The following is a 21,217-nucleotide window of genomic DNA, read 5'->3' on the forward strand; positions in this document are numbered from 1 at the left end:
AAAATATCGATTAAAATAGAAGTAAATGCTTTAAAGATATCAACAAGGGGACATTCAGATGAACCAGACTCTAACAGACCAAAAAAATTTGTTAACAGCGCTTGCTGAAGTGTATAAGCACCTTTCTGCGGCAAATGATGAAGTTCACGCACGGAAAATCAGGCAGCTCATTCAAAAAGTCAGGCAGGAAGAAAAACTGATTGCTTTTTGCGGGCATTTTTCTGCCGGGAAATCCAGTATGATCAATGCGCTCCTAGGTGAGGAGCTCCTGCCTTCAAGCCCTGTTCCAACCAGTGCAAATATTGTGAAAGTCAAAAAGGGAGAAGAGTATGCAAAGGTATACTTCTATCAGGGAAAACCTGTCTTGTATCCTGCTCCTTATAATTATGATTTGGTAAAAAGCTATTGTAAAGATGGAGATGCTATCCATTCTATAGAAATAAGCACAGCTCGGTTCCCGCTTGAGGGAAATGCAGCCGTAATGGATACACCGGGAATTGATTCTGCGGACGATGCACACCGGATTTCGACCGAAGATGCGATTCATCTTGCAGACATTATTTTTTATGTGATGGATTATAACCATGTCCAATCAGAAGTGAATTTCCTTTTCACTAAGGAATTGTTTTCTTCAGGCAGAAGGCTGTTCCTTGTGGTCAACCAGATTGATAAGCATGATGATTCTGAGCTAAGCTTTGAAGAATTTACCGAATCTGTTAAGGATGGATTCTTAAATTGGGGAGTAAAGCCAGAAAGAATTTTTTACACCTCCTTAAAGAAGAAAGACTCTGCTCATAATGAGTTTTCCAGCTTGAAGAAGCTGATCCGTGATTTTTCACAGGAAAAGCCTGAATCTGGGCTTCTGGAAGCACGGGCAGCCGCGAAACAAATTATCCTCGATCATGTGGAGTGGCTGAAGGGACAATATCAGGAGGAGAACGAGGAAAACACAAAACTTCTCGAACAGCAAGAAGAGAAGAGGCCTGACGAAGTCCTTCAATCAATTGAACGGCTGAAGAATGAAAGGAAAGAAGCAGACCAATCGATTTCCCGTATTTTAGAAGATTTCAAAACAAAAGCAGAAACCATTTTGAAAAATGCTTACTTAATGCCTGCAGATACCCGGGAGCTTGCCAGGCAATACCTGGAATCAACCAAATCGGACTTTAAAGTAGGGCTTCTTTTCTCAAGAGGTAAAACAGAAGCGGAAAAAAAGCTGAGGTTTCAAAAATTAAAAGAAGATTTGCAGGAAAAGATGAAAAACCAGCTGGAGTGGCATATTAAGGAATTGGCCATTGTGACTCTGAAGGAAAACAGACTGGCTGACAGCAGGCTTGAAAATCTTGCAGAGTCCATTCTATTAAACTGGGATGATTCGATTATGACGGATTCCGTGAAAAGCCAGGTGAGCATCACAGGGGAATATGTTTTATCTTATACCAGCACAGTGGCGGAAGCCTTGCGGCGGGACGCCAGGCATGCCGCTAAAGAATTTGGGGACGTGCTGGCCGAATCACTTAGGATCGAGCAATCGAAAAGGATTGGGAAATTGGATGAAGAGATCACAAAGCTGGAGAAACTGGAGCACGCTATCCAATCGGTCCGTGAAACAAGTGAGAAAACTGCCAAAAAGCAGGGGTTGCTGGAAGACCTGCTTTTTGGCAGAGGCAGTGAAGCAGACAGTGGGACAATAGGAGATTTATTCCGCCGCTGGGATGGAGAAGAGAACGATTTCAAAGTCGTCCTTACAGACGACTTTGAATGGTCTCAAAATGAAAAGCAGGAAAAGCAGCAAGAAACGGAGTATAAGGTTGAAATCAATGAATTGGAAGCCAGCCCAATAAAGGAAACCGTTCTAGAGAAAGCCAGAAAGCTGGCAGCAGCAGCCCAGCTGTTAAAAGACCAAAAAGGCTTCCGCTATCTGGCTGAAGAAATGAAAAACAGCTCGGTACGCCTGGAAAGCCAGACATTTACTGTGGCGCTGTTTGGAGCATTCAGTGCAGGGAAATCTTCCTTTGCAAATGCAGTGCTTGGCAGCAGGGTCCTGCCTGTCTCACCTAATCCTACTACCGCTGCGATTAATAAGATTTGTCCGCCTTCAGGGCTGAACCCTCATGGGACCGCGAGAGTCAAACTTAAAACGAATGAAATGATACTGGAGGATGTTTTGGCGGCCCTTGGACATTTCGGTCTTTCAGCCTCATCTCTGGATGAAGCCCTGGAGCGGGTAAGCGGTCTCCTTAAGCAGCCTGCTGAAGGAGGACAGCAGAGTACCCAAGGGTCGTTCCTCAGCGCTTTTTATGAAGGATATCCTGCTTTCAAGCATAGGATGGGCGAAGAGTTGATCGTCGATTTGAATGAGTTCAGGGAGTTTGCGGCAAATGAGGCAAAATCCTGCCTGGTGGATGTGATCGAACTCTATTATGACTGCGAATTGACCAGAAAGGGTGTCATTCTTGTAGATACTCCCGGAGCAGATTCTATAAATGCAAGACATACAGGGACAGCCTTTGAATATATTAAAAATTCAGATGCAGTGATATTTGTTACCTATTATAATCATCCTTTTTCCAAGGCAGACAGGGAATTTTTGATCCAGCTTGGAAGGGTGAAGGATTCATTCTCAATGGATAAAATGTTTTTCATGGTTAACGCAGTGGATCTTGCCAGCTCTGAAGAGGAGCTTACCCAGGTCATGGAGTATATCAGGGGGCAGCTCGGCAATTTTCAGATCAGGTATCCAAGGCTTTATCCGATTTCAAGCAAGGCAGCCCTACAGGAAAAGACAGGAGAAGTCCCTCTTGCCGGCCATTTTTTACAGGACAGCGGGATCTCATTATTTGAGAAAGAATTTAATCATTTTCTGGAGCATGATTTAAAAGGGCTTGTGCTGTCCGCAGCTGAGAGACTCTTAATCCGTGCAGAAAAATTACTGGCAGAAGTGCTGGCTGCTGCTGATACCGATGAAGAAACCAAAAAGCTTCAAAGTGCTGCTTTAAAAGAGGAGCTCAAAAAAATTCAGGAACTTGTAAAAAACAGTGAAGCCAAAATAGCAGCAGAACGCCTTTATAAGGAAATAAAAGAACTGGCTTTTTATAGCAAACAGAGAGTCTTTCTCCGGTTTAATGATTTCTTTAAGGAAGCTTTCAATCCTGCTGTGCTTAAGGATGATGGCAGAGATCTGAAAAAGGCAGTTGAACTGGCGCTGAATGAGCTGAAACAGTCCCTGGGTTTTGACTTGGCACAGGAAATGAGAGCGACCTCTCTCCGTTCGGAGAATTATCTTAATAAATTGCTCTCTGAGGAATATAATGGCTGGCTGCATAGAGCTAAGGAAATTAGAGCTGAGCTGGAAATTACCCCAATCCAGAGCTATTCATTTCCTGTGCCCCAGATCAGCCAGCCGATGCAGGAGCTGGAATCCCAGGATTTTAGGAAAGAACTTTCACTATTTAAAAATCCTAAGAGCTTTTTTGAGAAAAATGAAAAAGTCAAGATGAATGCTGCTCTGCAGAAAGCATTCGATACTCCTGCTGATCAGTATATTGCAGATCAGGCTGAAGGGCTTAATGACTATTACAGGGAAAAATATTTAACTGCCTATCAGGAAATAAAGAACGCCTTCATCGGAGGAATGGAAGAGATTTATGATGGATATCTCAGTGCCTATGAAGGGGAAAACCAGCTTCAGACTATGGAAGAGCTGCTGCAGAAATTCCTTGAAATCCGAAAAGCTTGATGGGAGGATATGGATGAATATATTTATGAAGGTAGATGAGCTTCTGCCAAAACTTAAGGAAAAAAATCTGAGGGTCATCGACTGCCGGTTTACGCTCGGCAGACCGGATGAAGGCAGGGAACGCTATAACGAAGGACACATTCCCAATGCCGTATACCTTGACCTCGAAAAAGATTTGAGCGGGCCTGTCAAGGAGCATGGCGGCAGGCACCCTCTCCCTCCGATGAATGAATTTGTATCCAGGCTAGAGGAAGCAGGTATACAAAACTCCACAACTATTGTCATTTACGATGGAGGAGAGGGTTCTTATTCAGCAAGATTGTATTTTATGCTGAAGTATATTGGGCATTCTGGGGTATTCTTGCTTCAAGGCGGCTTTAAAGCCTGGAGGGAAGCTGGAAATCCTATTAGCAGGGAGCTTCCTGCATTTGAAAAAACGACCTTTACCCCTGATTTGAAACCCGAGATATTCACAGAGTTTAACGAGATAAAGCAGTTTGTAGAACAAGGGAAAGACCTTGTTCTGATTGATTCACGTGAGCCGATTCGTTATAAGGGAATAGAAGAAAAAATTGATAAAAAAGCTGGTCACATTCCCGGAGCCTTAAACAAATTCTGGGCTGAGGGGCTTGTGGATGGACATTACAGATCTCCAGAAGAGCAGCAGGAACGATTTAAAGACCTTCCCAAAGATAAGAAAATCGTCGTCTACTGCGGTTCTGGTGTGACAGCAGCACCCAATTATATTTCATTGAAAATGGCAGGATTCGAAAATGTCTCTCTTTATATCGGGAGTTTCAGTGATTACATTTCCTACGTGGAAATGCCTATCTCCGGAAGCGGGGAATAGACAGGATTTTCCCTCCCCTTTTCTTGTCAATTTGTGTTAAAATAAATAAGTAATGATTATAAACAGACAGTCAAACTGCCTTTTTTTCATCAGAGAATGATGGATAAAAGGCAGTTTTTAAGTGAGGGCTAAACACAAATTTTCCTTAGGGAGAAAAGCAGGGGTGAAAAGTGTGGAATTGAATCGTATTGATAACGAAAAGTCTTCGCTGATGCTTGTGGATGGAATGGCTTTGCTTTTCCGGGCTTTTTATGCAACATCAGTTACGCGTCAATTTATGATTAATTCAAAAGGAATGCCAACGAATGCCATCCAGGGCTTCCTGAAACATATGCTTACAGCGGTGAATCATTTTAAGCCCAGCCATATAGCCGTCTGCTGGGATATGGGAAGCAAAACCTTCCGCACCGAAATGTTTGAAGAGTATAAGGCGAACCGGCCGGACGCTCCTGTAGAGCTTATTCCCCAGTTTGAGGCTGTAAAAAAAGCTGTAGAAGCTTTTGATATCCCGAATATAGGGCTGAGTGGCTTTGAAGCAGACGATTGCATTGGAACCATTGCGAAGGATGCGGTAGAATCCAGTCATGTGTATGTCCTTACAGGAGACCAGGATCTTCTGCAGCTAATTGAAGAAAATATATCTGTTGTTCTCCTGAAAAAAGGTTTTGGGAACTATGAAGTGCATGATCCGGAGACATTTTTTGAATGGAAAGGAATTAGTCCGCAGCAGATGATTGACCTTAAGGCACTGATGGGGGATCCTTCTGACAATTATCCGGGAGTCAAAGGCATTGGAGAAAAAACGGCTCTTAAATTGCTTCAGGCTTATGAAAATATCGAAGGAATCCTTGAGAATCTGGTTTCACTTACCAGAGTGCAAAGGGAAAGAATTGAGGCAGCAGTAGAAATGCTTCATCTCTCAAGGAAACTCGCGGAAATCAAGTGCGATGTTCCTGTTGCCTGTCCGCTGGATACAGCGAAATTTGAATATGATTCAGACAGAGTGTCCAAAATGCTGAATGAATTTGAGATCAAAGGGCTGCAACGCCTGATGGCTTGATTGGGCCTGCCGGGCAGGAGGGAAGGATTCCCCCTGTCCGGCCTAATCTATTATCTTCTTGTGTTATCTTTTTTAGCTTTGTTTTCTAATTGGCTTTTGGGATCGTGGGCGCGTTCATCCTCGGCATATCCTTGCGGAGTCACTCCAAGGCTTGCTTTGCCCCGATTGCGGTTATTGGTTTTGCTCATGCCATTCCACCTCCTCATCTTCATTATTCCTTTAGTAAAGAGATTTTATCAGGGGATATGGCATATTTTTCACGAAGGGGTTCAGGAAAAGATGCAGACAGTAGAAGAATATTTAGCTTATCTTGAAGCAAAGGGGTTTTGCTTTGAAGAGGATGCTATAGGATTTATATACTTTGGAAAGCACTATACAAATGCAAGCGATCATCTTGTCAATATAGCGATCGAATTGACGCTCAAGGCTCAAAAAACATTTGATGGAAGCTTTTATATTTCCTTGCTTGAATCGCTGATGCAGAGTGAAATAACGTCTAAGAAAAAAGCTACTCTTTTTGCAGAAGAGAAGAATTTAATTTAATATACATACAAAAAAGGAGGAACCCGATGTAAATAGGGTTCCTCCTCATTTTTCCAGTGTGAGCGGCTGCTTTTTGACAGGGATTTCAGATAGGATGATTCCCCCGAATATCAGAACACAACCCGCCATGGCATAGGGTGATAAGGTCTCGCCTATCCAGAAATAAGAGGTGATGGCGGCAAAAACAGGCTCGGTTGAAAAAGCGAGAGCCACTCTTGCAGGAGATGTAAACCTCTGCAGCGAAGTCTGAATAAGAAAAGCAGCGGCAGTGGCCAATAGGGAAGTAATCAAGAGTCCAGCAGCAACATCAGGAAGGAAAAGGGTGTGTAAACTGAAGCTGCCTGCAGGATTCTCAAATACGAATCCCCCTGCAAAAGACAGGAGAGAAACGACAGTAAGCTGCACAATGGTAAGAGGAAGAGCTTCAAATTTTTGGGAGTATTTACCGGTCATTACGACATGCATTGCAAAGCTGAAGGCAGCAATTAATATAAGCAAATCACTGACGGTAAATCGCGATTCACCAATCATGGTCATCAAATATAAGCCAGCAGTTGCAGCAATTATCCCAAATGCAGTCTGGAGAGTCAGGGCCTGCTTTAAGAACAGAAGAGACAGCAGGGGTACAATGACAATGCTTAGACCTGTAATGAACCCTGCTTTTGCAGGAGTTGTATGCAAGAGTCCGATGGTCTGCAGGGCATATCCTAGGAAGAGCCAGAGCCCCATTTTCATCCCGGCCTTCAGCAAGCCCGGCCTAAAACCTGATCGTGAAGGATTTTTTAACAGATGCCATACTGCCAATATCAGGGCAGCAAGAAGAAAACGGATGGCATTAAAGCTGTATGGCTCTAAATGGGCGATGGCATTTTGCACTAATACAAACGATACACCCCAAATCAGCGCGACCATTAGCAGGCCGGCGTCGGCGTATAAAGATTTTTTCATATGTCATACTTCCTTCATGTGGCTCTCATCGAAGCTTGATTAGTTATTTTGAATGGCCTTTCGGGCAAGTCCATCAGCCTTGTTTTCCTTCCTTGGCACCCATTTAATAAAGAATAACTCAATATTCTTGATCAAAAGAAGGGATTTATCAAGGAATGGCATGTACCTTTTATTTTTGACGAATTCATTTTCTACAGAACGCACCAGCAGGTCGGAATCCGTTTTAAAGGAGACTACGGTGTACTTTCTTTCTATACAAATTTCAAGCGCCTTAATGAACGCACAGAATTCAGCCTCATGATTTTCCATCGTTCCGAGGGGGAAAGAGAGGCTCTCGGCTTTTCCGTTCTCTTTTATAAAAATCCCTGCCCCGCTGGGACCAGGATTGCCTGCGCTTGCGCCATCTATAAAAATTTCAACCATGGCTTTCCCTCCTGTATCAAATCTTATTAGAGTGTACCATAATAAAAAAGAGAAAGTAATCCATGAATGAGCCGCCGCCTTAAGCATACCTTTATGATAGGATGACAATCGGCTCACTGGTGTGAATGGACATAAAGTTTTACTTTAAAGGAAGAGGATATATTAATGTAAGACACTAAAACAATAAGAGTTCCTAAAACAGGAGGAATCACATTGCGAGTCAAAATGCATTGGGAATACAGGCATCCTAAAAAGGCAGGCACTATTTTTCATTCAGAATTTATCCAGGGAGAAGAAGCTCTGTTTATAACAGCGGATCTTGAGAAAACCGGCAGAGCTTTTCATATAGAGTTTGAGGATGAAGGAGGATTAACCTGGACGAAGAAGGAATTAAAAAAACTTCTAGAAGAAGTGATGGATGAGCCACAGGACATCACGGTTTATTTTGATGGCGGGTTTCAGAAGGATGAAGGATTGGCCAGTGCAGGGGTTGCTCTTTATTACAGACAGAACAAAAAGAACTGGAGGATCCGTTCAAATAAAATGATGGAAATTCTTGATTCTAACAACGAAGCGGAGTATGCTGCTTTATATTATGCTCTTACTCAGTTGGAGGAGCTGGGAGTAAAAAATACTCCATGCACATTTAAAGGGGACTCACAGGTCGTACTGAATCAGTTGTCCGGCGAATGGCCTTGCTTTGAAGAAGGATTGAATAAATGGATGGACAGGATAGAAGAAAAATTAAGAGAGCTGAACATAAAGCCAAATTATATGGTCATACCGAGAAAAGAGAATCAAGAGGCAGACAAATTAGCTTCTCAGGCATTGGACCAGAATTTCATATCCAGCAGGCTGGAAATTATATAAACAGATAAGGAGAAATGAGATGGATCGAAAGAAAATATATACTGAAGTGGATGAAATCCTGGATTCCTATTGTGAAGGCTGCTTCCTTAAGACTTTTCATAGGAAAGAAAAAGGGAAAGCATATGCCCACAAATTCTGTATTTCAAAGTGTACGGTGGGGGAAGAACTTAGAAATTACGGAAAAAAGCTTGCGGTAAAGTAATTCGAAATGCGTACTTAAATACTAAGGCTGTCTCATAAAAGTGGAAAACCCAGACCGTTCTGCTGAATTTAGAGTATTCAGACCCTAAATTCAGCAAAGGTGGATCCTGCTTACATGAGACAGCCTTAGTATTTTTATATGAATCTTATCCCCTGAGCATCCGAAAAACCATTCCTGGATTATGCGAAATATCCTCAAGTGTGTATTGATCTAAAACCTCAATGAATGCAGTCAGTGCCTGGCCTAAAATATTTTTCAACGTGCATACGGGAGCTAATATACAATGGTTTTCCGGACTGTCCCCGAAGCAATTTACAATATTAAAATCATCTTCGGTTTTTCGGACCACTTCGCCAATATTGATTTCCGCAGGCGTCTTAGCCAGTTTAATACCCCCATTTCGCCCCCTGATCGTATAGATATATCCCTTCTTTCCTAAGTTATGGATGATTTTCATTAAGTGATTTTTGGATATTTTATAGGAATCCGCAATTTCCTGGATATTTGCCAGTTTTCCATCTTCAAGGGAGGCCAGATAAATCAAAACCCTTAAGGAATAATCCGTATAGTTGGTTAGACGCATAAATCGTGCTCCCCTCTTCTTTTTTGGTAACATCATATTACTTTATATCTATATCTAATAGTAACATATTTGTCACAAAAAGATGTATTTCAGATATTGCTTTAAACCGAAAGCAGGCATATTATAAAGGTGTATTAGAAATACTTCTTTAAAGAAAGCTGAGGGAATTCCATATGTTATCACAACAAAACATTGATATTATTAAATCAACAGCACCTGTTCTTGCCGTAAAAGGGACAGAAATTACTACAGTTTTCTATAAAAATCTCTTTAAAAACCATCCAGAATTGCTACATATTTTCAACCATACGAACCAGGAACAAGGAAGGCAGCAGACTGCGCTGGCAAATGTGGTGTATGCAGCGGCCGTTCATATTGATCAGCTGGAGGCATTGCTGCCAGCTGTAAAGCAGATTGCCCAAAAACACCGAAGCCTGCAGGTAAAGCCGGAACACTATCCGATCGTGGGAGAACACTTGTTGCAAGCCATAAAAAAAGTCCTTGGCGATGCGGCGACAGATGAAATCCTCCATGCCTGGGGAGAGGCATATGGCATCATTGCAGATGTATTTATAAGTGTAGAAAAAGATCTTTATAAGTCTGCTGCAGAAAAAGACGGCGGATGGGATGGCTTTAAAAACTTCACTGTAGCAGACAAGGTTAAGGAAAGTGATGTTATCACCTCTTTCTATCTCAAGCCAACCGACAGACAGCCCCTGCCTGACTTTAAACCAGGACAGTATGTGACCGTTCGGCTCCAGATCGAAGGAGAAGAATACTTGTTTAATAGACAGTACAGCTTATCAGATGCTCCTGGCAGGGACTATTTCCGGATTTCTGTAAAAAGGGAAACAGGATCAGAGAACCCGGATGGCAAAGTTTCGAACTTCCTTCATGATCAAATTAATGTTGGAGACCAGATTGAATTGACAGCCCCTGCAGGTGAATTCACATTGGATCTGGATGGGAAAGAACCGGTCTATTTCATTAGTGGAGGAGTAGGGATCACTCCATTCATAAGCATGCTGAACAGCATGAAAACAGTGAGTCCCGAGAGAGAGACTGTCTTCATCCATTCAGCTAAGAATAAGCTGGTCCATGCTTTTTCTGATGAAGTGCAGAAGGCAGAAAAAGAGCTCACGAACTTTAAAAGCTACTGCTTCTATGGAGATGCTGCCGGCGTAGATATGGCAAATGAGGATCTATATAGGCATGGAAGAATCACGAAGAGCCATTTAAGAGAAATTGTAAAAGCGGCAAACAGCCAATTTTATCTATGCGGCCCGGCTTCTTTCCTGAAATCAATGATTAACGCCTTAAAAGAAATAGGAGTCGAGGATTCAAACATCCATTACGAATTTTTTGGTCCTTCTCTTGAACTATAAACATACATTCACTGTTTAATTTGGCTGTTGATTTTCGTTCCAGCCAGGTGCTTCGCGCTCCGCGGGGAGGGCCGGGAGCTGCCCTGCTGCAGGCACCAGCGGAAGTATCGTCATGCCAATAAAAGAAGTTCCCTTTTCCGGGAACTTTTTAATTAATTGTCTCAAGAATGGACGTATGAATAGGCATATGTCTTTTTATTTGTTTCTACAATGAACTAAAAAAAGAGCCCTTTAGGATAAACTCCGCTCCCATTCTCATTAGGCTGCTTTCCCTTCAAGCGGTTAAACAGGAAACTACAGCTTTCAATCTCCGTCCACGTATTTTCCATGGTCTGGGACTGCGAGGCTTTGGAAGTTCTCCGCCAGCTGCTGAAGGCCGTTTTGCAGCTCGGGACCAGAAACAGGCAGGCCATGCCCCGTTACTGCTGTCTCGGGTTTAAGGCCGGCAAGCTTTGATACAGATTGTTCTGCGGCTTTCCAATCGGTGGTAAGGTATCTTGGCGGGCCGCTGATTTCCTTTTCCTGTGTCAGCACCTTAAAGAGTTTATCCTGCCTGACGGTAACAAAGGCATCTCCTGCAATCAAGGTCCTGTCCCTTTCGCGGAAAAGGGAAATATGGCCGGGACTGTGCCCGGGGGTATGAAGCCATTTCCAATCATGGAGTCCGGGGACGCTGCCATCCTCTGGAAGGGAGGAAATCCTCGGTGAAAGATCCACTCCTTCATTTGGGAACATTCCTGACATTTTTGCGACCATTCCGCCTTCCACTGTTGGGTCAGGCTCTGGATAATCCTTTTTGCCGGTCAAGAATGGAAGCTCCAATGTGTGTGCATAAATCGGGACATCCCATTTTTCCATAAGCTTGTCCATCCCGCCGATATGATCAAAATGTCCATGGGTCAAGAGAATGGCCTCCGGCGGTGCGCTCCCGAAAAGTCTTTCCGCTTCTTCCAAAATTTTATCTCCTGTGCGCGGCATGCCAGCATCCACCAGGATCCAGCCGCCGCCATCCTTCCGGATAAAAAATAAATTTACCACCTGGTCGGTATATAGTAATAAATCCGGCAGTACCTCCTGAACGGCACCGCTTGATATCGTGGTCATCGGGATAAATCGATCAAAAGCATGATCCGTCATTTTGTTCCTCCTTAATAGATATTAATCTTCTCATTATTTCATTTTCCCTGCATATGGGAATAGTATGCGAGATATAAAAATTAATCCTTTTCCTTAAAATACGAGGTTTATCGTCAATTTTCACGGGTAATTAACAAGTAGTAACACGTGCGTGTAGAAAAAGATACTATTTGATGGGGGATTATGGCGAAGATGAAAAGGAAATTGTCGATTTTTTTATCAGTACTAATGCTGTTCAGCATGCTGCTGGCAGGCTGTTCAGGAGATAAGGCCTCTGGAGCAGGAGGAGACAGCAAAAAAGTAACACTGAAATTCTGGACTTTCTGGGGTTCTGAAACACGCAGGCCAATCATTGAAAAAATGGTGGATGATTATAATAAATCCCAGGATAAAGTAGTTGTGAAGCACACCTTCGTTCCTTGGGGTGATATCTGGACAAAAAACCTTGCAGCTGTAGCAGCAGGAAATCCAGCTGATGTGGTTGTCACAGATATTAATGATGTTTCGCACCGAGCGAAGAATAACCAGAGTACAGATCTTTCGAAATACTTTGATGATAACTTCAAAAATAGATTTTACCCTCAATTATGGGATACCGTCCTTTATAAAGGAAAAGCATATGGAGCCCCATTTAATACAGATACCCGCTTGCTTTACTACAACAAAAAAGCATTTAAGGAAGCAGGACTGGACCCTAACAAACCACCTCAAACTTGGGCTGAACTTGAAGAATATGCCAAAAAACTGGATGTTAAAAAAGGAAGCACATATGAAAGAATTGGTTTCTATCCTCTCTGGGGAGGCTATGGAGCCCCAGGCTGGATGAGAAATGCTGATAACGGAAAAGGTTTTATTGAAGGAGACAAGCTTGCGATCGATACACCGGCAAAAGAGGATGCTTTAACATGGCTTGCTGATTGGAAAAAGAGATACGGCAAGAAAACCATCGAAAGCTGGGATGCTGATTTTGCAAACGGACAAACCAATCCGTTTGTCGCGGAAAAGGTTGCCATGTATGTTGATACAGGCACATTCTATACCCAAATCAGGGATTCTGGAAAAAATCTTGACTTTGGTGTAGCGCCTATCCCTTCTTATACAGATCATACAAGGCACTGGAGCGATGGCGGGGGCTTTGTGCTTGAGGTACCAAAGGGATCGAAGCACCCTAAAGAAGCCGCAGATTTTATCAAGTATCTAACAGATGTTAAAGCTCAGAAATACTGGGCAGTCAAGAACTATGACAATGTCGCCAATAAGCAGGCTGCTGAAAGTGCCGCTGCTGAAATGAGCGGAATGGCAAAAGATGTTTATCAAACATCGAACGAGAACCTGAAGGATACACAGCTTGCACCTGTGCCGCTGAACTATCCGGACTATAAGAGCAGAATCGATCCACAGATTGATGCTGTCATGCTGGGTAAGAAAAAATCGCCGGAAGCTTTGAAGAAAGCAGAAGAAGATGTTAAAAAGATAAAAAAATAATCTTACGAGGGGAAGCTTAACAGCTTCCTTCTTTTTAAAAGTCTAGGGGGGAATAGTATGCAACAGCAAAGTGCCAGGGAAAGGTTGCTGCATGGCATAAACGATCGGGGGACAAATGTCTCTGGTAATTCAGCCGCTATGAACAATCAAGCGGTTAGCAAAACTCACATGAAAACAAAAAAAGCAAAATCTAAAACTTTTAAAGAGAATTTAATAGGGTATGGTTTTATATCACCGTGGCTGATTGGATTTTTCTTCTTGACCGCAGGCCCGCTTGTTTTTTCCCTCATCGTAAGTTTTAGTGATTACAACATAACATCCAAGATGCATTTCACCGGTTTGGATAATTATAAAAGAATGTTCACGGCTGACGATTTATTTTGGACGTCCTTATGGAATACCATCTATTTCGTCGTATTCTCAGTGCCTTTAACAACAGCAGGGGCTATCTTTGTAGCGGTTCTTCTAAATACAAAAATCAAAGGAATGAAGATTTTCAGGACAATCTACTATCTGCCTGCTGTCCTGTCCGGCGTAGCGGTTTACTTTCTTTGGATGCAGCTCTTAAGCCCTGGAACCGGATTGGTCAATCTCGTCCTCAGCTGGTTTGGTGTCGATGGTCCGGCATGGCTGTTTGATCCAAGCTGGACAAAGCCGGCTCTAATCATCATGAAATTGTGGAGTGTGGGCGGAGGTATGCTCCTCTACTTAGCAAGCCTTCAAGGGGTTCCGGAGTCTTTATATGAAGCGGCGGATCTGGACGGAGCAAACATGTTCCAGAAATTTTTCCATATCACTCTGCCAATGATCACACCCATCATTTTCTTTGATATAATTACGAGCACCATTGGAGCCTTCCAGGTTTTCCAGGAAGCCTATGTCATGTCAAAGGATGGCGACGGAGGGCCGGCGCATTCCTTGCTCTTCTATAATCTCCATATGTGGAATAACGCCTTTGAAGTCTTTGATATGGGGTATGCGTCTGCGATGGCCTGGATTCTCTTTATCATCATCATGATCCTGACTCTGATCAATTTGAAGTTCGGCAAGCGATGGGTACATTACGAAGGCGGTGACAACAAATGAAGATGACTGGTGCCCCCAAGCTGTACCAAACAATGAAATTCAAGCGGAATGTCAAAAACGGTTTTATTTTATTGATTTTATTAGCAGGAAGTGCAGCGTTATTAACACCGCTTTGGTGGATGATTTCCACCTCATTGAAATCACCGGAGGAAATTGCCCAGTTTCCGCCTACATTCATTCCGGAAAAATTCCACTTTTCCAATTATATAAAGGCCTGGTCAACAGGACCATTTACAAGATGGGCACTGAATTCCGTGTTCCTTGCGGTTGTCACAACCATTGGAAGTGTGCTGATCAATTCACTCGTTGCCTATGGCTTTGCGAAGCTGAAATTTAAAGGGCGGAATATCTGGTTTGTCATCGTTCTTGCCACCATGCTATTGCCAGGCTTTGTGACGATGGTTCCCCAGTATATGCTGTTTTCTAAGCTTGGCTGGGTGAATACGTATCTGCCGCTGATTGTTCCATCCTTTCTTGGAAGTGCATTCTTCATCTTTTTACTAAGGCAGTTCATGATGACCATTCCGAATGAGTTCATCGAAGCAGCGGTCATGGATGGGGCAAGCCATCTGCGCATTTGGTGGCATATCATGCTTCCATTGACAAAGCCCGCACTTATCACGGTAGCCATCTTTTCTTTTAATGGCTCCTGGAATGACCTGCTTGGCCCGCTCTTATATCTGAATGATGAAAGCATGTATACGATCCAGCTCGGTCTTCAAACCTTCAAGGGATCCGTACAGACTCAGTGGAACTATCTCATGGCCATGTCAGTCATGATCCTTCTTCCGACTGTACTGATATTCTTTATCTTCCAGCGTTTCTTTATTGAAGGATCAAACCTCTCATCTGGAACAAAAGGATGACGGAATAAAAATGTGAATATCGGGTGAAAAGGGACTTGGAAGCTGTCATTCCAAGTCCCTTTTGTTTTAGATTAATGGATTCATAGACAGGGACTCTCCCCCTCACCGCTTACGAAATCCTTCAAACTTTGATAAAATAGTAGAGTAAACGAGTAAGAGCAAGGAGTGCTGGAATGGTTAAGGTGATTATTGCCGAAAAGCCGTCTGTAGCTAAAAATATTGCGGATGCGCTGAAAATTAAGAATAAAAAAGACGGATACTTTGAAGGACAGGACTATATTATTACCTGGGCTTTTGGTCATCTTCTTCAGCTTTTTGATGCAAAGGATTATGATGAGAAAATGGCCAAGTGGAAAATGGAAAATTTCCCATTCATCCCGGGCCAATTCAAATATAAAGTGAAAAGCAGCTCTAATAGGCAGTATAAAGACCAGGGAGCGGCTAAACAGTTAAAAACCATCACCAGCCTGATCAAAAGGCAGGATGTCGATGGTCTTATTTCCGCCTGTGACTATGACAGGGAAGGACAGATTATTGGAGATACCATCATCGATCAGCTGAGGACTCCAAAAAAGGTCTACCGCCTGTTATTAAATGAGTGGACACCGGAAGAGGTCCTAAAAGGGCTGTCCAGCCTAAGACCAAACTCGGAAATGGCGCCGCTGAAGGATGCTGGTATCAGCAGGCAGTGGGCAGACTGGATCATCGGAATCAACCTGACCTCGGTAGCCACCCTGAAATACCAATCAGGACGAGGCAAAGCCATGAATGTGGGAAGAGTCCTGATGCCCACTCTTAAAATCATTTATGATCGGGACAAGGAGATTGATAAGTTTGTTCCAGAAACGTATTATAAGCTTTCCGGTACTTTTGAGACAGGAACCAAAGAGAAATACGAGGGCATCTATCATCAGGACGGAGAAGAAAAATTCAAATCAAAGGACCAGCTGCTTGAATTGGATGAAAGGCTGAAGAACGAAAAGAACGCCATAATCCTTGATAAAAAAGTAGAAAAAAAGAGAGAATTCCCTCCCTATTTATTTAATTTGTCCGGCCTTCAAGGATATATTACCAGCAAATATAAAGGCTGGACCTCGGACAAGGTGCTTAAAACCGCCCAGTCCTTGTATGAAAAGAAGCATATTACGTATCCAAGGACCTCAAGCATCGCCTTGGAGGAGAGCCTGAAAAGCAGGACCGCACGTGTACTTGAAGCAGTCAAAAAGGGATCTCCATTTGAACAAGAAATAACATTCACCGCTTCCAAACGAATTTTTGATAACACCAAGGTGGAAAGCCATAGTGCGATCATACCAACCTATCTGATGCCCAAAAAGCTTTCTGAAAATGAACTGATTGTCTATACAGCCATAAAAAACCGGTTCCTTATGCAATTCATGCCAGTGGCTGAATATGAGGAAACAAAAATAACGACAGGTATCCGCTCAAGCGATTGGCCGGGAGTCTTTCTTTCAAAAGGAAGAGTCCAGCTGGTAGAAGGATGGAAAAAGCTTGAACAGAGAGAAATGAAAGAAGTCATCCTGCCGCAGGTGCAGCTGCGGGAACCCGTAGAGCTGGTTCATCATGAGATTACTGAACACTCAACAACTCCTCCTAAACCGCACACTGAGCGTACTCTCCTCAGAATCATGGAAACCTGCGGGAAAAAGCAGGATAAGGATGAAGACAGTGTCAAATCTGTGCTTAGCGGATACAGTATCGGTACAGCGGCAACCCGTGCCGAAACCATTAAAAAGCTGATTGATGTGGGCTATATTGAATACAAACATAAAAATTTGATTTGTACGGATTTGGGACGCCGGGTGGTCGAAACGCTTCCTGTAGATGAACTTTTTGATCTGGACTTTACAGGCAGACTGGAAAAAAAGCTGCATGATATTGAAAAAAAGTCGTATACAAAGCAGGAATTTTTGCAGTTCATAAAAGAATTTACGTATACAACCGTGCAGAAAATCAAACAGGAAGAAAGCAAAATTATCAGCACGGTTGAAAATAAAAAGACGGAAATGGAAGTCCTGGGGAAATGCCCGGTCTGCGGACATGCCATTATTGAAGGCCAGAAAGGGTTTGGCTGTTCAAACTGGAAAAGCGGCTGTAAATTCGTCATTTGGAAAAATGACAAATATCTTGCGGCCATGAAAAAGAAACCTACCAAAACAATGGTGAAATCTCTTTTGAAAAATGGAAGGGCATCGGTAAAAGGACTGACAAGCAAAAAAGGAAAAAAGTTTAATGCGATTTTAAGTTATGAGAAAAATCCCGATAATCCGTATTTTTCCTGGAAGATGGAATTTGAAGAATAATCCATAACGAAGGTTCATATCATAAATCTCGCTGCTATCCATGTGATGGTTCGAAACAGGAGTATACCCTGCTGGAAGCGGGCCGCCGCAATCCCTCTTCCGGCCTTTTTACCAAAAAAAGCTAAAATTCTTTTCTTGTACCTCCTCTTTTGGTATAGTAAAATTTTATTGAATGTGTGATTTGGAGGACTATGAATGCCAACACCGAGCATGGAAGATTACATAGAATCAATTTACAAGCTCATCGAAGATAAAGGCTACGCCCGGGTGTCCGATATAGCCGAAATGCTAGCGGTCCATCCTTCTTCAGTCACCAAAATGGTGCAGAAGCTTGATACGGAGGAATATTTAATATACGAAAAATACCGGGGCCTTATTTTGACCGCTAAAGGTAAGAAAGTGGGCAAACGATTAGTTTACCGCCATGAACTTTTAGAGCAGCTTCTCCGGATGATTGGTGTAAAGGAAGAAAATATTTATGGGGATGTTGAAGGAATTGAACATCATTTAAGCTGGGATTCGATTGACCGCATAGGTGATCTCATCCAGCTCTTTGAAGAGGACCCCAAAATTATTGATGATTTAAAAGAAATTCAGAATAGAAATGAAGAGAACTCTTGAGCTGCTTATATGCGGCTTTTTCTTTTGTATTGGCTGTTTTCGCAAACTTTGCTGCTTTGGAACAAGGTAGTTGATTTAACAATGAGATCTCTCTCAGAACTCTTTAAAAACAACAATCTTTTAGAACAGAGCCTTTGTTTTTTATTGGCCGCTTTGTCAAAGGAGCTGAAGCGAGCGCTTACTTTTATGTGGGTTTTTATGCTGAAAAGGGACGAATAAAAAGAGGCTGTTTCATAAGGGACCGGTCCCTTATGAAACAGCTTTTTCTCTTAATTCCACTTAAATGGCGTCTCTTGATATACATAATAATTCAACCAGTTAGAGAACATCAGGCTGGCATGGCTTCTCCAGCTGTGTACAGGTGGATTGGCTGGGTCATCTTTCGGGAAATAGTTAACAGGCAGAGACACCGGGATTCCTTTTTTTAGATCACGTGTATATTCCTGACAGAGTGTATCAGCATCATATTCCGGGTGGCCCGTGACGAAAATCCTTCTTCCATCCTTGGATGCTGCCATAAAGACTCCGGCGTCCTCCGATTGTGCCAGGACAAGCAGGTCCGGATGGTTCATAAGCTTTTGGGTCTCTATATCTGTGTGCCTTGAATGAGGGGCAAGGAACAAGTCGTCAAAGCCTCTTACAAGCTTCTCTGTTTTATGCAGCACAGTATGGGCAAAGATGCCAAAGCATTTCTCAGGAAGCGGGACCTTCCCGATCGAATAATGATGATAAAGGGCTGCCTGTGCTGCCCAGCAGATATGCAGGGAGGAAGTCACATTGGAAGTGGACCAGTCCATAATTTGCTGCAGCTCTTCCCAGTAATCCACCTCGTTAAAGGGAAGCAGCTCCACAGGAGCGCCTGTTATAATGAGTCCATCAAATTTCTTGTCCTTGATATCCTGGAAGGTGGTGTAAAATTGTTCAAGATGGTACCTGCTTGTGTTTTTAGCTTGATGGGAAGCCATGGTCAGAAAAGAGACGTTAACTTGAATAGGGGTATTTCCCAGGAGTCTCAGAAGCTGTGCTTCGGCTTTTTCTTTTTCAGGCATCAAATTTAATATCAGTATATTAAGAGGCCTGATATCCTGTTGATCGGCTCTGTTTGTGTCCATAACGAATATATTTTCGTTTTCTAATATTTCTTTAGCGGGCAGTTGCTGCGGTATTTTAATCGGCATGTCGTCCTCCTAAAAAAAGAATATTTCCATTATAAAAACAATTTAGTTCATCATGCAATATATTTTCTTCTTGAAATGTTAGAATAAAGAATCAGGTTCCTGGAATTCCATAAAATATGGGGAGTGCATGATCCCGTTTTTTCGGAAAACGCCTGATTAATGCTGACAGGAGGATTTGTACATTGGAAATAGAAATAAAAAAAATGAAAAGTGATATTGAGATTGCTTCAGAAGCATACATAAAGCCGATACAGGATATTGCAGCAGGATTGAATATTGAAGAAGAGGAGCTGGAACAGTACGGACGGCACAAAGCAAAGCTTTCGCTGAATGTCTTAAAGAGACTGAAGGATGCACCAGATGGCAGGCTGATTCTCGTAACGGCCATTAATCCCACTAAAGCGGGAGAAGGAAAAACAACCGTGACGGTCGGATTAGGGGATGCGTTTGCTTCTCTAGGGAAAAAGGCCATGATTGCTATGCGGGAACCTTCTTTGGGTCCTGTGATGGGCATTAAAGGGGGAGCTGCCGGGGGAGGATACTCCCAGGTACTTCCCATGACAGATATCAATCTCCATTTTAATGGTGATATTCATGCCATTACAGCTGCAAATAATACTCTGGCAGCCATCATTGATAACCATCTTCACCAAGGGAATGCATTAAGGATTGACCCCCGCAGGATTATCTGGAAGAGGGTTGTGGATATCAATGACCGTGCGCTCAGGAACGTGGTGGTAGGCTTGGGAGGCCCTGCGCAGGGGGTGCCGCGTGAGGATGGCTTCGATATTACGGTTGCATCAGAAATCATGGCCGTCGTATGTTTATCTCAGGATCTGGAGGATATGAAGAAGAGGCTGTCCGAAATGGTGGTAGCGTGGACGTATGATGAAGTTCCTGTCACTGTAAGGGATCTGGGTGTAGAGGGGGCACTTTCATTGCTGCTGAAGGATGCCCTTAAGCCCAATTTAGTGCAGACCATTGCCCATACACCTGCATTGGTCCACGGCGGTCCTTTCGCGAACATCGCACATGGCTGCAACAGTGCCATAGCAACCCGCACAGCTTTAAAGCTGGCGGATTATGTGGTGACGGAGGCGGGATTTGGTGCCGATTTAGGTGCTGAAAAGTTCTTGAATATTAAAGCGCGGGCTTCGGGCCTAAGCCCGGATGCCGTGGTCATTGTTGCAACTGTAAGGGCGTTGAAGATGCATGGCGGTGTTGATAAAGATAACCTGCAGGCTGAGGATATCGGCGCATTGAAAGATGGCATGCAAAATTTAAAGAAGCATACCGAAACCATCCGCTCCTTCGGCCTGCCGTTTGTTGTGGCGCTTAACCGGTTTGTAACAGATACAGACCTGGAGCTTGAAGTGTTCAAGGAAATCATGGAGCAGGAACAAATTCCGTTTGCTCTTTCGGAAGTGTGGGAAAAAGGCGGAATAGGTGGTGTCTCCCTTGCTGAGGCGATCGAGGAGCAGATAGAAAAAAGTGAGAGCCATTTTTCTCCGCTGTATGATTTAGCCCACAGTCTTGAAGAGAAAATAACCATAATAGCAAGGAAGGTATATGGGGCAGAGGGTGCTGAATTTACTCCGCAGGCGAGAAAGAAGCTGCAGCTTTTTGCTGAACATGGATGGGATTGTCTTCCTGTCTGTATGGCTAAGACACAATATTCTCTAAGCGACAATCCTGCAGCGCTTGGCAGGCCGGAAAACTTTACGATTACCATCAGGGATCTGAAACCATCCATCGGGGCAGGGTTCATTGTCGCCCTGACGGGTGACATTATGACAATGCCGGGTCTTCCAAAGCATCCCGCTGCACTCAACATGGATATAGATGAAAATGGGAGGGCTTCCGGCCTGTTTTAAAAAGAAATCCCCGCTTGAGACATCAGGCGGGGATTATAACACC

At 43.3% G+C, this 21,217-nt stretch carries 19 protein-coding genes; 13 read left to right on the forward strand and 6 right to left on the reverse strand.

Features of this window, described 5'->3' with window-relative positions; translation table 11 throughout:
- The first annotated feature begins 58 nt into the window (after positions 1-58).
- The 3 genes from H539_RS0119285 to H539_RS0119295 all read left to right on the forward strand — a co-directional run bounded on the left by H539_RS0119285 (position 59) and on the right by H539_RS0119295 (position 5,649).
- Positions 59-3,739: a dynamin family protein gene (locus H539_RS0119285; protein ID WP_026694877.1), complete on the forward strand. Its 3,681-nt coding sequence runs from the start codon at positions 59-61 to the stop codon at positions 3,737-3,739.
- Positions 3,740-3,752: 13 nt separating this feature from the next.
- Positions 3,753-4,589 carry a sulfurtransferase gene (locus H539_RS0119290; RefSeq protein ID WP_026694878.1) on the forward strand — a complete coding sequence of 279 codons (837 nt, stop codon included), beginning with the start codon at positions 3,753-3,755 and terminating at the stop codon, positions 4,587-4,589.
- A gap of 211 nt (positions 4,590-4,800) precedes the next feature.
- Positions 4,801-5,649 (forward strand): 5'-3' exonuclease, encoded by an 849-nt coding sequence (locus H539_RS0119295; RefSeq protein ID WP_180321067.1) that lies wholly within the window; start codon positions 4,801-4,803, stop codon positions 5,647-5,649.
- A gap of 50 nt (positions 5,650-5,699) precedes the next feature.
- On the opposite strand, the gene sspL is transcribed toward H539_RS0119295, so the two are convergent.
- Positions 5,700-5,837, reverse strand: a complete 138-nt coding sequence (gene sspL, locus H539_RS0119300; protein WP_026694880.1) for a small, acid-soluble spore protein L — start codon at positions 5,835-5,837, stop codon at positions 5,700-5,702.
- 91 nt (positions 5,838-5,928) lie between these two features.
- Between sspL and H539_RS0119305 the strand changes: the two genes are divergently transcribed.
- On the forward strand, positions 5,929-6,192 hold the full coding sequence (locus H539_RS0119305; protein ID WP_026694881.1) for a DUF6123 family protein: 264 nt from the start codon (positions 5,929-5,931) through the stop codon (positions 6,190-6,192).
- A gap of 45 nt (positions 6,193-6,237) precedes the next feature.
- Here the strand turns inward: H539_RS0119305 and H539_RS0119310 are convergent, their stop codons facing one another.
- Together H539_RS0119310 and H539_RS0119315 are read right to left on the reverse strand one after the other, a co-directional pair.
- Complete coding sequence (locus tag H539_RS0119310; RefSeq protein ID WP_026694882.1) at positions 6,238-7,140, reverse strand: DMT family transporter; 903 nt, start codon at positions 7,138-7,140, stop codon at positions 6,238-6,240.
- A 39-nt stretch (positions 7,141-7,179) separates the two neighbouring features.
- Positions 7,180-7,563 (reverse strand): reverse transcriptase-like protein, encoded by a 384-nt coding sequence (locus H539_RS0119315; protein ID WP_026694883.1) that lies wholly within the window; start codon positions 7,561-7,563, stop codon positions 7,180-7,182.
- Between the two features lie 213 nt (positions 7,564-7,776).
- On the opposite strand from H539_RS0119315, the gene H539_RS0119320 reads away from it, so the two are divergent.
- Both H539_RS0119320 and H539_RS0119325 read left to right on the forward strand, forming a co-directional pair.
- On the forward strand, positions 7,777-8,433 hold the full coding sequence (locus tag H539_RS0119320; protein ID WP_026694884.1) for a reverse transcriptase-like protein: 657 nt from the start codon (positions 7,777-7,779) through the stop codon (positions 8,431-8,433).
- 19 nt (positions 8,434-8,452) lie between these two features.
- Positions 8,453-8,635 carry a zinc-finger domain-containing protein gene (locus H539_RS0119325; protein WP_026694885.1) on the forward strand — a complete coding sequence of 61 codons (183 nt, stop codon included), beginning with the start codon at positions 8,453-8,455 and terminating at the stop codon, positions 8,633-8,635.
- A 145-nt stretch (positions 8,636-8,780) separates the two neighbouring features.
- On the opposite strand, the gene H539_RS0119330 is transcribed toward H539_RS0119325, so the two are convergent.
- The gene (locus H539_RS0119330) at positions 8,781-9,218 is read right to left on the reverse strand and encodes an Rrf2 family transcriptional regulator (RefSeq protein WP_026694886.1); all 438 of its coding nucleotides are present in this window, start codon (positions 9,216-9,218) and stop codon (positions 8,781-8,783) included.
- A gap of 173 nt (positions 9,219-9,391) precedes the next feature.
- Here H539_RS0119330 and hmpA point away from each other — a divergent pair, with 173 nt between their 5' ends.
- A complete protein-coding gene (hmpA, locus tag H539_RS0119335; protein WP_026694887.1) occupies positions 9,392-10,603 on the forward strand; it encodes an NO-inducible flavohemoprotein in 1,212 nt (403 codons plus the stop codon).
- Positions 10,604-10,906: 303 nt separating this feature from the next.
- On the opposite strand, the gene H539_RS0119340 is transcribed toward hmpA, so the two are convergent.
- Positions 10,907-11,740 carry an MBL fold metallo-hydrolase gene (locus H539_RS0119340; protein WP_026694888.1) on the reverse strand — a complete coding sequence of 278 codons (834 nt, stop codon included), beginning with the start codon at positions 11,738-11,740 and terminating at the stop codon, positions 10,907-10,909.
- A gap of 192 nt (positions 11,741-11,932) precedes the next feature.
- On the opposite strand from H539_RS0119340, the gene H539_RS0119345 reads away from it, so the two are divergent.
- The 5 genes from H539_RS0119345 (at position 11,933) to mntR (ending at position 18,122) form a co-directional block, all read left to right on the forward strand.
- Entirely contained in the window at positions 11,933-13,225 is a 1,293-nt protein-coding gene (locus tag H539_RS0119345; RefSeq protein WP_026694889.1) for an ABC transporter substrate-binding protein, read from the forward strand.
- Positions 13,226-13,393: 168 nt separating this feature from the next.
- A complete protein-coding gene (locus H539_RS0119350; protein ID WP_026694890.1) occupies positions 13,394-14,311 on the forward strand; it encodes a carbohydrate ABC transporter permease in 918 nt (305 codons plus the stop codon).
- Complete coding sequence (locus H539_RS0119355; RefSeq protein ID WP_026694891.1) at positions 14,308-15,177, forward strand: carbohydrate ABC transporter permease; 870 nt, start codon at positions 14,308-14,310, stop codon at positions 15,175-15,177. Before H539_RS0119350 ends, H539_RS0119355 begins: the two co-directional genes overlap by 4 nt.
- A gap of 173 nt (positions 15,178-15,350) precedes the next feature.
- Complete coding sequence (locus tag H539_RS0119360; protein WP_026694892.1) at positions 15,351-17,501, forward strand: type IA DNA topoisomerase; 2,151 nt, start codon at positions 15,351-15,353, stop codon at positions 17,499-17,501.
- 195 nt (positions 17,502-17,696) lie between these two features.
- The gene (gene mntR / locus H539_RS0119365; protein WP_026694893.1) at positions 17,697-18,122 is read left to right on the forward strand and encodes a transcriptional regulator MntR; all 426 of its coding nucleotides are present in this window, start codon (positions 17,697-17,699) and stop codon (positions 18,120-18,122) included.
- A gap of 269 nt (positions 18,123-18,391) precedes the next feature.
- Here mntR and metA read toward each other — a convergent pair whose 3' ends face one another.
- Entirely contained in the window at positions 18,392-19,300 is a 909-nt protein-coding gene (gene metA, locus H539_RS0119370) for a homoserine O-acetyltransferase MetA (RefSeq protein ID WP_026694894.1), read from the reverse strand.
- A gap of 203 nt (positions 19,301-19,503) precedes the next feature.
- Here metA and H539_RS0119375 point away from each other — a divergent pair, with 203 nt between their 5' ends.
- Positions 19,504-21,174, forward strand: coding sequence for a formate--tetrahydrofolate ligase (locus tag H539_RS0119375; protein ID WP_180321068.1), 1,671 nt, complete (start codon positions 19,504-19,506; stop codon positions 21,172-21,174).
- Positions 21,175-21,217 lie beyond the last annotated feature (43 nt).

It is taken from the genome of Peribacillus kribbensis DSM 17871 (assembly GCF_000430765.1).
GTDB lineage: Bacteria > Bacillota > Bacilli > Bacillales > DSM-1321 > Paraperibacillus > Paraperibacillus kribbensis.

Coding starts and splice junctions, on each gene's coding strand:
- H539_RS0119360 (WP_026694892.1), top strand. CDS start 15,351: ATGGTTAAGGTGATTATTGCCGAAAAGCCGTCTGTAGCTAAAAATATT.
- H539_RS0119310 (WP_026694882.1), bottom strand. CDS start 7,140: ATGAAAAAATCTTTATACGCCGACGCCGGCCTGCTAATGGTCGCGCTG.
- metA (WP_026694894.1), bottom strand. CDS start 19,300: ATGCCGATTAAAATACCGCAGCAACTGCCCGCTAAAGAAATATTAGAA.
- H539_RS0119290 (WP_026694878.1), top strand. CDS start 3,753: ATGAATATATTTATGAAGGTAGATGAGCTTCTGCCAAAACTTAAGGAA.
- H539_RS0119325 (WP_026694885.1), top strand. CDS start 8,453: ATGGATCGAAAGAAAATATATACTGAAGTGGATGAAATCCTGGATTCC.
- H539_RS0119375 (WP_180321068.1), top strand. CDS start 19,504: ATGAAAAGTGATATTGAGATTGCTTCAGAAGCATACATAAAGCCGATA.
- H539_RS0119315 (WP_026694883.1), bottom strand. CDS start 7,563: ATGGTTGAAATTTTTATAGATGGCGCAAGCGCAGGCAATCCTGGTCCC.
- H539_RS0119285 (WP_026694877.1), top strand. CDS start 59: ATGAACCAGACTCTAACAGACCAAAAAAATTTGTTAACAGCGCTTGCT.
- H539_RS0119345 (WP_026694889.1), top strand. CDS start 11,933: ATGAAAAGGAAATTGTCGATTTTTTTATCAGTACTAATGCTGTTCAGC.
- H539_RS0119355 (WP_026694891.1), top strand. CDS start 14,308: ATGAAGATGACTGGTGCCCCCAAGCTGTACCAAACAATGAAATTCAAG.
- H539_RS0119305 (WP_026694881.1), top strand. CDS start 5,929: ATGCAGACAGTAGAAGAATATTTAGCTTATCTTGAAGCAAAGGGGTTT.
- mntR (WP_026694893.1), top strand. CDS start 17,697: ATGCCAACACCGAGCATGGAAGATTACATAGAATCAATTTACAAGCTC.
- H539_RS0119295 (WP_180321067.1), top strand. CDS start 4,801: ATGCTTGTGGATGGAATGGCTTTGCTTTTCCGGGCTTTTTATGCAACA.
- sspL (WP_026694880.1), bottom strand. CDS start 5,837: ATGAGCAAAACCAATAACCGCAATCGGGGCAAAGCAAGCCTTGGAGTG.
- H539_RS0119330 (WP_026694886.1), bottom strand. CDS start 9,218: ATGCGTCTAACCAACTATACGGATTATTCCTTAAGGGTTTTGATTTAT.
- H539_RS0119340 (WP_026694888.1), bottom strand. CDS start 11,740: ATGACGGATCATGCTTTTGATCGATTTATCCCGATGACCACGATATCA.
- H539_RS0119350 (WP_026694890.1), top strand. CDS start 13,394: ATGAAAACAAAAAAAGCAAAATCTAAAACTTTTAAAGAGAATTTAATA.
- hmpA (WP_026694887.1), top strand. CDS start 9,392: ATGTTATCACAACAAAACATTGATATTATTAAATCAACAGCACCTGTT.